Source organism: Demequina sp. (assembly GCF_049841215.1).
Classification (GTDB): Bacteria; Actinomycetota; Actinomycetes; order Actinomycetales; family Demequinaceae; genus Demequina.
On sequence record NZ_JASGEO010000013.1, the window covers coordinates 303,098 to 316,086 of the forward strand.

The window sequence follows — 12,989 nt, forward strand, 5'->3', positions numbered from 1 at the left end:
GGTTCTCGTGCTCGATGCACTGCGTAGGCATCCGGCGAATACGCACTTGGGGCTCATGCTTGCGCTCACGTTCACCACGGGAATCGTCGACGCCGTTGGTTATTTGGGGCTTGATCGCGTCTTCACGGGAAACATGACCGGCAACGTGGTCATCCTTGGCATGGCTTTGGTTGGCGACACGGGGCTGCCGATCTTGGGACCCGTGCTGGCCCTGGTGGCGTTCATGGCGGGGGCCGCCGCAGGGGGCCGGGCACTTCGGTCCGACGCTCACGCCTGGACAGATCGTCACACCTGGCTCTTCGCAGGCGTGGGTTTGGTAGTCCTTGGCGCGGCCCTGCCTGCAGTGCTTACCGAGTCCCCTGGCCGAGCGCTGCAGTACGGCATTACGGCGGCCCTTGGCCTTGCGATGGGTTGTCAGGCGGCAACTGCCAGGCATATCGCCGTCAAGGACGTGACCACGGTGGTGGTGACGTCAACGATCACTGGCCTCGCCTCAGATAGCGTCCTTGGGCGCGGCGAGGGCCAGCCGTGGAAGCGGCGCGCGGGGGCGATCGTCCTTATCGGCGTTGGCGCGCTCACCGGCGCCGCGCTGCTCAAGGTGCATCTTGGATGGGGGCTGCTGCTCGCGGGGCTCGTGATCATCGCGGTGGCGTGGATTGGGCACGCGACCAGGCCCCTGCCCGTGCCTGCAGAGGGCTACGACGAGGAGTAGTTGGCGACGAGTTCGGCCACCCAGTCGAGTACCCGCTGGCTTTGCCCGTCCTCGATGGGACCCACCACGGCCTCAACGCGGAAGTCGGGGCCGCGCTGCGCCTTGATGCCGCGCCGCTTGAGTTCCCGCACCGTAGCGCTCGCCGCAGAACCCGTGAAGCGTCCGGTCACCGTGGTAAACGTGACCACGGGCGCGTCGATGCTCTGCACGTCTGCAATCCACTCGCGCACCCCGCGCTCTGGCGCGGTGCCTCCCAGCTGAGTCGCCTTCTTGCGCGTCGACGGGGAGGGCAGCCCAAGGTTGTGGGTTGGCGCGCCCACGAGCACCAGATCCGCGGCGATGCGTGGCGGGGCTTCGTCTGCGGGCACAAGGGCAACCTCCGCGCCGCGCTCAAGGAGCGCCGCTTGGACCTGCTCGGCAAGCTGCGCGGTGTTGCCGAACGCTGATTCGACGACGATGACGACGTTCACGGTGACCACCACCTCACTCACCTTGACACTATGTCTGCGAGCGCGCGGCGCGAAGGGACCGTGGTCCTATGCGGGTCAGGTAAGCGCCGCGTGGGTGACGCGGCCGCCGAGCAGCGTTAGTGCCACGGGCATAGCGCGCAGGATCGTTGGCTTTGCGGTGAGGGGGTCGTAGTCCACCGCGATCAGATCGGCCGCCTCTCCCACTGCCACGGAGGAACGCACGCTCGCCGCAATGGCCACCTCGCGCGTCACCTCTTGCTCTGGGTGCCACGCTCCACGGTCGTCATCCGTGCGGGACACCGCGGCGGCGAACGTCACCCATGGGTCCAGGGGTGCAACGGGCGCATCGGAGCCCAACAACAGCGTGGCCCCAGCGTCGGCAAGGCTGCGATACGGGAACGCGCGCGCAGCCCTGTCAGCCCACACCACGTCCGTGACCTCGCGGTCGTCGATGGCGTGCTGCGGCTGCACCGACGCGGCAACGCCGAGCCGCGCGAACCGCGGCAGGTCCTGGCCGCGCACAAGCTGAGCGTGCTCAATCGTGCCGCGCGCTCCCGTGGCCTCGAACGCGTCGAGCGCCCCGGTCACCGCGAGGTCGCCGATCGCGTGCGCGGCCACCTCGAGGTTGCGCTCGGTTGCGGCGCCGAACAGGTCTCGCAGTTCGGTTTCGCTATGCGCAGCATGCCCGACGCTGTGGTCGCCGTCCGCGGCTCCGTACGGCTCGTGCGTGAGTGCCGTTCTGGTGTTGAGCGCACCGTCGGTGAAGATCTTGAGGCCACCGACGCTCACGAGGCCGCCCGTGCCGGGAACGACGCTGCCGCCAACGAGCCCGCGCGCGTCGGATGCCGCAAGATGCTCCTGGTAGATGCAGGCTTCGACGCGAAACAAGGCATGGCCCAGTTCCACGCGGGAGCGCCACCGCGCCACGTTGTCCGCGAGCTCAAGGTCACGAATGCCAACGAGTCCGCGAGCGGCGGCCGCTATGGCCGCCGCGGTCACGAGTTCCTCAACATCTCCCGTAGCGCGGTCTAGCGCCAGCTCCGCGGCAAAGGCATCCGCCTCTCGCAGCAGGCCCGCGTGTGGAGCGGCAAGCATGGTTGCCGCGGCCGAGTTGAGCCACACCGAGTGCAGGTCATGGGAGATGGCCACCACGGGCGTTCCTGCGGCGGCGAGGTGCTCGGCGCTCGGGGCGTCGGGCCACAGCGCGTCCTGGAAGCCGCGCCCCACCACGGGTGCCGCCCCAGCGTTGGTGACGTGAGAGAGCAATGTGGCCGCAGCGTCGGCCGCCGAGCGCGCGCCCGCGAGATCCACGCGCCCACGGTGCCGAGCCCATTGCGTGAAGTGCACGTGCGCGTCCCACAGCCCAGGCATCAGCCAGCGACCATCGAGGTCAAGCTCCTCGGCGCCCGCGGGAGCGTCGAGGGCGCGGCCGATGGCCGCCACCCGGCCGTCGGCGCTCACGATGTCCGTGAGACGTCCATCGCCGACGATCCGGGCGTGGCGCAGTACCAGGGAGGTCACCCTCCCAGGCTAGTCGCGTGAGTGCGCCTAGACGGCAGACCACCCGCCATCGGACGGCAGGATGACGCCGTTGAGGTTCACGCCATCGTCGGACAGCAAGAAGGTGATCGACGCCGCCAAGTGCTCGGGGTCCGCGATGGGCGGAAGCACCGTCATCGCGAGCCCAATCCGCTCCCCCGCCACGGGGTCAGAGAACGTGCCCTCGATGCCCGTAGCGACGCCGCCAGGCGCCACCGCGTTGACGCGCACGCCCTGCGGCCCGTAGATGAAGGCCGTGGACTTGGTCATGCCCACCACCGCGTGCTTGGACGCCGTGTACGCGACGCCGGCTGCGGATCCGCGGATGCCGGCTTCCGACGTGATGTTGACGATCGAGCCCTTGTGCGCGGCGAGCATCGCGGGCAGCACGGCGCGCGTGAGGCGCATCATGCCGGTGACGTTGACGGCGATGACGCGGTCCCAGACCTCGTCTGTAACCGCCGCGATACCAGCCATCTTGTCCATGATGCCGGCTACGTTGGCGAGGCCGTCGATGGCGCCACCCGCCGCCGCGACGATGCGCGCGACGTCGGCCTCGCTCGTGATGTCACCGCGAACGGTGACCACGTCGAGCCCCTTGTGCTCGTCCGCGAACTCGGCGAGGCCGCCCTCGACCACGTCGACGGCGATCACCCTGCCGCCCTCGCGGGCTACACGGCTAGCGGTGGCACGGCCAATTCCGCTGCCTGCTCCCGTCACGATCACGGTCTTGCCGGTGAATCGCCCGGCCGTGACCGCCTCCTGCCACTCGGGAAGGTCAACGGCTTCTGCGGCATTGCCGCTGCCCGACGCTGGGGCGGCTTGCGCTTCCCCCTCGCCTGGGACGTACGCCTCGGCTTGGCGGACGAGGTCATCGATGATCTCTTGCGTGAACTGACCCTTGCTGAGTTTGATGAGCCGCTTCATCGCGAAGCGACGTACCGGCCGCATCACTGATTCGCTCTGCCCATTGTCCGCAAGCATCTTGCGCAGCACCGGCCCACCTTGCGGGTGGTCAAACCAGTCGCCGATGCTGGTGTCGCCTGACAGTCCTGTTGAAGACATCGTCGTCTCCTCCCACTAACGCGATGACGCGGCGGCGTTGACGCGGGTTGCCGCGTGGACGCCACCCAGGTAACCGAAAACGGTCGCCGGGCCAATCGTGGAGCCAGCTCCAGGGTACGTGCGGCCCATGACCGATGCCGTGGTGTTGCCCGCGGCGTAGAGGCCCTCGATGACGTTGCCGTCGGTGTCGAGGACGCGGGCGTGCTCATCCGTGAGCAAACCGCCCTTGGTGCCGAGGTCACCTGGGACCAGCTTGACGGCGTGGAACGGGCCCTTCTCGATGGGGCCGAGGTTGGGGTTCGGCTTGACGCCGGGGTCCCCGTAGTAGTTGTCATACGCGGTGCGGCCGCGATCGAAGTCCTCGTCAACGCCCGTCTCGCAGAAGCCGTTGAAGCGCTTGACCGTCTCGTGGAGCACGCCGGGCTCCATGTCCAGCTTGATGGCAAGGGTCTCGAGCGTTGGCGCGGTGACGTAGATGCCCGCCTCCTTGAGCGGCTTGAGGCCGGTGACCGCAGCGTTGAACAAGTACTTGCGGCGGTGGCGCGCGTCCATGATGAGCCAGCTCGGGATCGCTGGCACCTCCCTGTTGCGCTCGAGCATTGCGTGGCCGACGTCGATGTAGCTCGCCGATTCGTTCACGAAGCGGCGGCCCGACTGATCCACCATGATCGAGTACGGGTCCGAGCGCTCGTTGAGCACGAACAGCGCCTCGCCATTGGGCAGCGGGATGCTCGCGCCCCACCACGCGTCGTCCATGAGGGCGACGTCAGCGCCCGCGTCGATGCCCACCTGGATGCCGGTACCAAGGTCGCCCTCGGGTGCGCTCGTGTAGCCGGGCACGCCGTGGTACTTCTCGCGCCACGCAGTGTTGCGGGCAAACCCACCCGTGCCAAGCATGACGCCCGCCCTTGCGCGAATGGTGCGTGGGCCGTCGGGCGTGCTGACAGTGGCGCCAACGACTACGCCGTCCTCCTTCACCAGGCCGGTGATGGGGGTGTTGAGGCGAACCGGAATCTTGAGGTCGCGCACGATCTTCATGAGGCCAGAGGAATACGCGCCGCCGAGGCCGACGAGCTTCTTGCCCGTCACGACGCCCTTGGCGGTGCGGCCCATGACCTTAGCGGCGCGGCCAAAGCCCTGCAGCGTGGACCACGAGCGGGTCATGAGCCACACGTCGTCGGTCTTGAGCGGCAGCGGGACACCCTGCTCCTTGGCGCGAGCGACCTCGAACCAGGGGCCGAGGCGCTTGGAGTCGAAGGGCTCGGTCTCGATCGCGCGCCCACCGTCCATGCCGCCGGGCCGGTCGGGGTAGTAGTCCGGGTAATCCGCGCTGAGGGCCCACTTGAGGCCGAGCGAGCGGAAGAGGTTGTAGACCGTGGGGATGGTCTCGAGGTAGGCGCGGCGCCGCTCTGGGCTGCTCGCGGGGCCCACATCGCCGATGCAGACGTCCATGTATTCGAGCGCCTTCTCGAACGAGTCCTGCTTGCCCAGCTTGGCCATGTCCGGGTGGTTAGGGAACCACAGGCCGCCGCCGCTGATAGATGTGGTGCCGCCCCACTTGCCGGTGCTTTCTACGATGAGCACCTTGAGGCCCTGCTGCTTTGCCGCGATCGCCGCGCTCATCGCGGCCGCTCCGGAGCCGCCGACCAGGAGGTCGACCTCCTCGTCAAACTCTGGCATTTCTGTTCCTCCCAGCTATACCGGACAACGTTGTCCGGTTGCTAGTCTACGCCTGTGGCGGGGTCATCTACTACCGGGAAGTCCAACCGCGGGCCGAGCGCGGGCCCAGAGAATCGCGCGGCGCTCATCGCGGCCGCGCGCGCGGTCTTCGACGAGCAGGGGGCGTCTGCGCCGCTGTCCGCGGTGGCGAAGCGAGCCGGGGTTGGGCAAGGCTCGCTCTACCGGCACTTCCCCGACAGGATCTCGCTCGCGCTTGCCGTGCTCGAGGAAAACATGACGCAGATATCCGCGCTGGCGGCCTCCCCTGACTCCACCTTGCGCGACCTATGCGACCTCGTCACGCATCACACGGAGGCAACGGCCGCGTTCCTCTCGCTCTTGGGCGCCGATGGTCAAGACGAGCGCTTGGCCGGATTCGAGTTTCAGCTGCGCTCGCTCTTCGCCACCAAACTTGCCACTGACACCGAACTGTTGGGGCCGTCGGCCACGCTCGATGACTTGATGCTCGCGGTGGGCATGGTGGCCGGCATCGCCATGCAGTCCCCGCGAGAGACGCGGCACGCCGCCGCGACCGGTGCGTGGGACCTGCTGCAGCGCGGGCTCAGTGGCTAGCCAGCGCGTGATGGTCGCCGTCACCGCCGCCTGACCGCTGCACCCCACCCCCGCACTCCACCCCCGCACCCTTCCCTGAGTGCCTGTGTGCAGGATTCGCGCCGGAAAGCGACAGTCAGACACTCAGGGGACGCCTCCGGGCGGCCGCGCATCGCGCGGGCGGCCGCGCATCGCGCGGGCGCCACCATCAGCGCGCGATCGTCGCCTGTCCTAGCACGCGTGTTCCCTGGTAGATCACGAGGGACTGTCCAGCTGCCACGCCGCGCATCGGCTCGTCGAGCGTCACCGTCACGCGGTCCCCGCTGACAACCGCCGACGCTGCGGTCGTGGAGCCATGGGCCCTCACTTGCACCTCGCAACGGGTGGGCTCGGTGGCAGGCACGTCTGGCGCGAGCCAGACAACTGCGTCGGCCGTGAGCTCGCGGACGCTCAGTAGCGTCTCCGGCCCTACGGTCACGACGTTGCGCACGGTGTCGACCGCGGTCACGTAGCGAGGCGCGCCGTCGGCGGCAGGCCGCGGCAACCGCAGCCCCTTTCGCTGACCCACCGTGAACGCGTACGCACCCGCGTGGGCACCAACCACCTCGCCCGTCTCGTCCTCAATCACACCGGGGTTCTCACCGAGCGCCCGCTCGAGGAATCCCTTGGTGTCGCCGTCCGCAACGAAGCAGATGTCGTACGAATCCGGCTTGTTGGAGACCCCCAACAGCCGCGCCGCGGCCTCGTTGCGCACCGCCTGCTTTGACTCGGATTCGCCAAGCGGGAACATAGCGCGCGCAAGCTTCTCCGGCCCCATCACGGCGAGCACGTACGACTGATCCTTGGCGAGGTCGCGAGCGCGGTGCAGTTCGCGGATGCCGTCGTCGCGGATGACGATGCGCGCGTAGTGGCCGGTCGCCACGGCGTCGAAGCCCAGCGCATCCGCACGCTCAAGGAGGGTGTCGAACTTGATGTGCTCATTGCAGCGCACGCACGGGTTGGGCGTGCGTCCGGCCTGGTATTCGGCCACAAAGTCGGTGACCACGCGGTCGTGGAACTCGTCGCTCAGGTCCCACACGTAGTAAGGAATGCCCAAGCGATCGGCCGCACGGCGAGCATCGTTCGAGTCCTCGATCGAGCAGCACCCCCGGCTGCCGCTGCGGAACTCGTCGCGATTGCGGCTGAGCGCCATGTGCACACCAACGACGTCGTGGCCCGCGTCCTTGGCGCGCGCGGCGGCAACGGCGGAGTCCACTCCACCACTCAATGCCGCCAGAACCTTCACGGGATCAAGGGTACGTGGCAACCGGACTATGCCGGGTCCACGATCTCGTAAACGCCCGGCTCGGCATCAAGCAGCTCGACGGTCCGGATAGCCGCGAGCTCCACGTGTACGCGCGGTTCATGCTTGGTGCCCTCCGGATACCAGGTGCCTGGGCCAAAGAAGTAGCCGTACCTGAGCACAACGCCCGGGTACTCGAGAGTGGAGCGTTCCAGATGCTCCACCGCCTTTCGCACCGGAGCGGGCGCCGAGAACGCCACCGACTGTGCAATGAACCGCGACGCTCCCGCGGTGCGAGCAGCGTGAATCAGCGCATCCATCCCCTCGGTTCGCGCGCGATTGAGCTCGCGGACCTTGAGCGCGATCATCGCCTGATGCTGCGGAAGGTCGGTGATCTGGTTGATGACGAGATCGGGGGCGAACTCCGCCATCTCGACGATGAGTCGGGGGTCGTAGACATCGCACACCACGGGCACAGCCCCGGCCTCCACGAGCGCCGGCGCCTTGTCCGCCGAGCGCGTGAGGCCCGCAACCTCGTGACCGGCCTCAGCCAGCAGAGGCACCAAGAACCGACCAATTGCTCCCGTCGCTCCCGCGACGAAGATCCTCATGCCAACAGCCTCGCCCTCAGTGACCCAAGGGTCTCCGCGTCGCCGCCGTGCGCGAGGTACCACCCCTCGACTCCGTCGTCCCATGCATCCCAGGCGTCGAGCACGCCCTCGATTGCGCTCGCCGGCGCGTCAAGCAACTCCGTAGACCCTCCACGGGGCGCCGCCGCCTCCATCTGCGCGCGCATCTCCACGGGCATCGCGGACAGGAACCGCGCCATCACGCCGCCCATGTTCGCGGCCGTCGCCACGTAGTCGGCCACGATCGCCTCGCGCGGCGCACCCACCAAAGCGAGCACGAGCGCAGCCGTCACCCCCGCGCGATCCTTCCCCGCGCTGCAGTGCACCAGCACGGGAGTCGCATCACTCGCGATCCCTCGCACCACCCCCGTGAGCACCTCTGCCTGGGGCGACGCGATGAGCGTCTGGTACATGTCGGCCAGCGTCGTAGTGCCCGCGTTCTTGATCAGCTCACCGATCGCCGCGTCGGCGAACACCTTGACGTGGTGCACGTGCGCCACGCCATCAAGACCGTGCGGCCCCTCACTCTCGCTCGGGTCGCGAAGGTCGTAGACGTTCGCAGGCGGCCACGGCAGCGCGGGAGGCGGGTCGTCGCCCACCATGGGCGCGTCGGAACGGAGGTATTGGCCAGGCCGCAGCCCCGGAGCGGCGCTCGCGATGTCGCGCGCGTTTGCGAGAGAGCTCATGAACTCGAGCCTATGGCGGCCAGAGCCGCCTTGAGCGCCTCAATATTCTCAGGGACCGTGGTGCGGCCAAGGCTCACACGCAGGCCCGACGCTGCGTCGGCTTCCGTACGGCCCATCGCCACGAGCACGTGGCTGGCATCCACGACGCCCGCGGTGCAGGCGGATCCAGAGGACACCTCGACCCCAGCCATGTCGAGCGCCGAAAGCATCAGTTCCGCGCGCTGACCTGGGCGAACCACATGAAGAATGTGCGGCGCAGCTGGAACCCCGGTACCCGTCACCTGCACCCCCGGAACGCTCGAAGCAAACCAGGCGGCTAGTTCTGCGCGCATCGCACTGAGCCGCGCCGCCTCCACCTCGCGCTCGGCTACGGTCTCCGCGAGCGCCACCGCAAAGGCGGCCGCCCCAGCGGCATCAAGCGTTCCGGAGCGGAACCGCTGCTGCCCTCCCCCGTACGCGAGCGGCGCAAGGCGCGCATCGCGGCGCACCAGTAGCGCGCCAACGCCCACCGGCCCGCCCACCTTGTGGGCGCTCACCGCCATCGTGGTGAGGCCGCTCGCGGAAAAGTCAACGGCCACGTACGCCACGGCCTGCACGGCATCGGAATGGACGCGGTAGCCATCAGCCATAGCGGCCTCAACGGCCGCCTCCACCGGCTGCACCACCCCCGTCTCGTTGTTGACCCATTGCAGGCTTACCAGCCCGGCCCCACCCTCAAGGGCAGGCAAATCCCCCACCTGAACCACGCCGTCGGGCAGGACGGAAAGCCACGAAACGCGCGCCGCACCGGCCGATTCCAGCCACTTCACCGGATCCATCGCGCTGTGGTGCTCAATCGGCGAACTGACGATGATCCGCGCCCCAGAGCCTTGGATCGCGAGGTTGTTCGCCTCCGTCGCGCCCGAGGTGAAGACCACCTCGGTGGGGTGCGCGCCTAGCGACGCTGCAACGGACTCGCGCGCGTCCTCGACGATCGCCCGCGCCCGCCGCCCCGCCGCATGCAGGGACGACGGGTTGCCCACCTTCCCTTGAGCGCTCAGCCAGGCGTCGCGAGCGCTGGCACGCAAGGGCGTGGTCGCGGCGTGGTCGAGGTAGTGCACACGGGAACCCTAGCCCGGCCTAGGCCTCCGCTCCCACTAACTCACCAAGCACTTCTCGCCGTTGAGCCAGAACTCCGTGGGCTCGGCGAGCGTCGATGGATACGTGCCGACAACGCCCACGCTGAGGCTCTTACCAGGCTTGATGGCGCCAAGTAGCGGCAGGCTCTTGACCGTGACGTCCGCACCCTGCTGCTTGAGGATGCCGTTGAGTGCCACCGCGGCCTTCTCTCCGTTGCCGTAGGACCACTGCAGCGTCCACGACGTGAGCTTGGTGTCCGTGAGGTTGGTGATTCTCGCCTCGGCCACGAAGGCACCCGGAGTGGCACCGTGCTTCTTGGTGGCCTTGCTAGGTGCCCACAAGCTGTGGGCGTCGTAGCTCACGGCGCAGGTGGGGACGGGCTCTGGCTCGCCCTGCAGCGCCACGCCCAACAGCACCGGATCGTGGTCAGAGGTGCGGTACATGTCGGGCGCGTAGAGGCTGTCGATCTGCGCCGCCGTCTTGAACTCCGTGTTGTAGTCCAGCGCGGGCACCTCATCGGAGTTGATGTGGAACTCGGTGATGCCCGTGACCTGCTCAAGGAGAGTCGGTGAGACGAGCGCATAGTCCAGATAGCCCCATTGGCCGTCGAAGACGTACGAGTAGCCGCCCGCGCTGAGGTCCGTGAAGCCCGCCGCCGCGAAGACGTCGATCGGGTCCTCCTTGGCGTACGAGTTCATGTCTCCCATGAGCACCACGTCGGGGTCGCCGTTTCCGGCGTGGCCGCCGGCGATCCAGTCCACGATGGCGAGGGCCGCCTCCGTGCGTTCGGCGTTCCAGCATCCCGCGCCGTCACCCTGATCCTCGTTGGCCGCATCGGTGCCGGCAGCGGGGCACGAGCCCTTGGACTTGAGGTGGTTCATCACAAGAGTCAGGTCTTCGCCGGTCGCGAGCTCCGTGAAGCTCTGGGCGAGCGTTGGCCGGTGGTGGTTGTCGTCGAACCGCGGGTCCACGCTCGAGTTGAGAATCGTGAAGGCACCCGCAGGCGTCACCCTGTCGCTGCGGTAGATGGCACCTACCCGGATCACGTCGGTGCCCTGCACGCCCGTGTCCACGGCATGCCACACGTCCGTTCCCTGCAGGGCGTTGAGACCGGCGGCGAGATCCGCAGCCGCGTCCACACCTGGCGTGTTCTCAAGCTCCATGAGCCCCACCACGTCCGCGCCTAACGCATCGAGCGCGCTCAGCAGCTTGGTGCGCTGCCGCTCGAACTCCTGGGCGGTGTTGGCGCCGCGGCACTCCTGCTCGTATCCCACGGGTCCGCACAGCGCACCGTTGGCATTGAGGGTGAGGAAGTAGTTGAGTACGTTGAAGCTCGCCACCTTGAGCGAGCCGCCCACATTTTCAGGGGCCGACGGCCGGGGAGCGCCCGCCTCAAACACCGGCACCGTGCCGCCGGGCACGAGCCCGGCGTCACTCAGATCCTGCACGGGCCGCACGCGGTACGAGTTTGGCGACGCGCTCGCCCCTCCCCACGTGTAGGTCATGACTCCCGTGAGGCCGTCGGTGTAGTCGCCGCCGCGCAAGGGGTTGGCGGCGCTGAGCGGGTTGCCGCCCCGCCCGAACAGGATGGTCGCGGGGTTCTGCGCCTGGGTTGCGTCGTCGATCTTGATGCGGTTGAGGTTGTTGGCCGCTTGCAGGGCGTTCGCCTCCGCTCCGGGTTCCGCCACGGCGGTGGGCTGGTCGAGGCGGTCTCCACCGGAGAGCACCACCTCGCCAAACCGTGCCAGTTGGAAATACTCGGTGACATAGAGGCGCTGCGCAAAGTGCACGAGCATGCCCTCAGTCGCCTCGAACGCGGTGGCCGAGGCCATCGGCAGCACCACCTCCGCGGGTGTCACGGCGTTTCCGGAGGACAGCACCTCCACGGCGCCCGCCGCTGTCAGCTGCGTCTGGCCCTGGAACTCGCTCACCGCTCCACTCACACGCACCTCGTCGCCCAGCGCCACTGAGTCCGCGTTGCCGTTGAACACGAAGAGGCCCTCGCTCGTCGCTAGGTCGGCGTCCGCGTCGGCATCACGCGACTGCACGTAGAACCCGCGCAACGCGGGGCTCGGGCCCTCGAAGTCGCCTACGACGATGCCCTCCACAGTGACCGTCTGGCCCGCGAGCGGCGACACGTCGCCGGCGCCCTGCACCGCGCTGATGGGCGTCGCGGCAGCTGTCCCGGCCACCGTAAAGCTCGAGGAGAAGTTCGCGGCCAGCCCGTCCGGGGGATCGATCGCGTCAACGTCGCTCACGCCGGAGGCGCTCACCGCCACCGTGCATGTGGCGCCAGCGGGCAACGCCGACGCTGGAGTCACCGTAAACACCGAGGGGCCTCCCGCGGTAGTCGCCGCCACGGGTTGGCCCGCGCAGGTCAGGGTGACCGCGCCTTCGGCCAGCGCGACGTCTTCGCTGAAGGTGAGCGTCACCGCGGCGCCGGGGTCCACGTCCCCAGCCCCATCGGCTGGCGACACTCCCCCGACAACTGGCGCAGCGTCGGCCGGGCCGCCGCCGCAACTTGCCGTGTGGGCGCCAAGGCCATCGAAGGTGTTGGTGGCATACCCGGCCCACTCCGTGGCGGGATCAAACGCCGTGGAGCCGTCCGTGCGGCCGCTACACACCGTGGGCAGGCGGCGCAGGGTGTTGTCTGCGGTGGACGTGAGGCCCGTGCCCCACTCGGCGCCAGGATCCACGCCAATCTGCCCGATCACGTCGAGGGTGCCGCTGGGGCCGATGAGAGCGAGTGCATCGTCGCCGTTGAAAAGGCCTGCCCCGCTGGTGAGGTCCGCCTGCGCGAGGATCAGCGGGTCCGAACTCGCGTGCGCGATCACGAACACGTCCCCGGCGGCCAGAGTGCCCGTCAGGTTGAAGGTGAGGCCCGCGGTAGTGGCGCCGTTCGAGTACTGCGCCACGCTGTAGCCCGCGAGGTCTACGTCAGCGCCAGTGCCGTTATAGATCTCGAGGGCCTTGTTGTTGGAGGTGCCTTCGATGTACTCGGAAAAGAAGAGGTCCGACGCTGCGGCGGCTGCCGTAGTTACCGCACCTGCTGCGAGGCTTGCGGCGAGCAACGAGGTGCTTGTTATCAGTGCGACGGCACGGCGGCGCGCGGGCATATTGACTCCTTTGTCCGATTTGTAGTCCTCTATGACCGTACGTGGAAACGCAAAGGATTGCGCGGCGAGCGGGTGAACTTCGCATGAAACTCGCGTTGCC

General features: G+C 68.3%; 11 protein-coding genes. 2 read left to right on the forward strand and 9 right to left on the reverse strand.

The window, feature by feature from the left end:
* Positions 1 to 7: 7 nt before the first annotated feature.
* Positions 8 to 712, forward strand: coding sequence for a YoaK family protein (locus QM618_RS07380; RefSeq protein ID WP_428096207.1), 705 nt, complete (start codon positions 8 to 10; stop codon positions 710 to 712).
* Here QM618_RS07380 and QM618_RS07385 read toward each other — a convergent pair.
* Genes QM618_RS07385 through QM618_RS07400 form a run of 4 tightly spaced genes read right to left on the reverse strand, consistent with a single transcriptional unit; the run spans position 697 to position 5,466 of the window.
* A complete protein-coding gene (locus QM618_RS07385) occupies positions 697 to 1,203 on the reverse strand; it encodes a flavodoxin family protein (RefSeq protein ID WP_428096210.1) in 507 nt (168 codons plus the stop codon). The two genes, QM618_RS07380 and QM618_RS07385, sit on opposite strands and share 16 nt — an antisense overlap.
* Before the next feature lie 54 nt (positions 1,204 to 1,257).
* Positions 1,258 to 2,703: an amidohydrolase gene (locus QM618_RS07390; protein WP_428096214.1), complete on the reverse strand. Its 1,446-nt coding sequence runs from the start codon at positions 2,701 to 2,703 to the stop codon at positions 1,258 to 1,260.
* Positions 2,704 to 2,730: 27 nt separating this feature from the next.
* Positions 2,731 to 3,786, reverse strand: a complete 1,056-nt coding sequence (locus QM618_RS07395) for an SDR family NAD(P)-dependent oxidoreductase (protein WP_428096216.1) — start codon at positions 3,784 to 3,786, stop codon at positions 2,731 to 2,733.
* Positions 3,787 to 3,801: 15 nt separating this feature from the next.
* On the reverse strand, positions 3,802 to 5,466 hold the full coding sequence (locus tag QM618_RS07400; RefSeq protein ID WP_428096220.1) for an FAD-binding protein: 1,665 nt from the start codon (positions 5,464 to 5,466) through the stop codon (positions 3,802 to 3,804).
* Positions 5,467 to 5,520: 54 nt separating this feature from the next.
* On the opposite strand from QM618_RS07400, the gene QM618_RS07405 reads away from it, so the two are divergent.
* Complete coding sequence (locus QM618_RS07405) at positions 5,521 to 6,078, forward strand: TetR/AcrR family transcriptional regulator (RefSeq protein WP_428096223.1); 558 nt, start codon at positions 5,521 to 5,523, stop codon at positions 6,076 to 6,078.
* 187 nt (positions 6,079 to 6,265) lie between these two features.
* Here QM618_RS07405 and mnmA read toward each other — a convergent pair whose 3' ends face one another.
* From mnmA to QM618_RS07430, 5 genes are read right to left on the reverse strand one after another with little or no spacing between them, the layout of a single operon-like run.
* Positions 6,266 to 7,342 carry a tRNA 2-thiouridine(34) synthase MnmA gene (gene mnmA / locus QM618_RS07410; RefSeq protein ID WP_428096227.1) on the reverse strand — a complete coding sequence of 359 codons (1,077 nt, stop codon included), beginning with the start codon at positions 7,340 to 7,342 and terminating at the stop codon, positions 6,266 to 6,268.
* A gap of 26 nt (positions 7,343 to 7,368) precedes the next feature.
* A complete protein-coding gene (locus QM618_RS07415) occupies positions 7,369 to 7,950 on the reverse strand; it encodes an NAD-dependent epimerase/dehydratase family protein (RefSeq protein WP_428096230.1) in 582 nt (193 codons plus the stop codon).
* On the reverse strand, positions 7,947 to 8,654 hold the full coding sequence (locus QM618_RS07420) for a tyrosine-protein phosphatase (RefSeq protein WP_428096233.1): 708 nt from the start codon (positions 8,652 to 8,654) through the stop codon (positions 7,947 to 7,949). Before QM618_RS07420 ends, QM618_RS07415 begins: the two co-directional genes overlap by 4 nt.
* On the reverse strand, positions 8,651 to 9,754 hold the full coding sequence (locus QM618_RS07425; RefSeq protein ID WP_428096236.1) for a cysteine desulfurase family protein: 1,104 nt from the start codon (positions 9,752 to 9,754) through the stop codon (positions 8,651 to 8,653). The genes QM618_RS07420 and QM618_RS07425 overlap by 4 nt, the downstream gene beginning before the upstream one ends.
* Positions 9,755 to 9,790: 36 nt before the next feature.
* Entirely contained in the window at positions 9,791 to 12,889 is a 3,099-nt protein-coding gene (locus tag QM618_RS07430) for an ExeM/NucH family extracellular endonuclease (protein ID WP_428096239.1), read from the reverse strand.
* Positions 12,890 to 12,989: the final 100 nt, after the last annotated feature.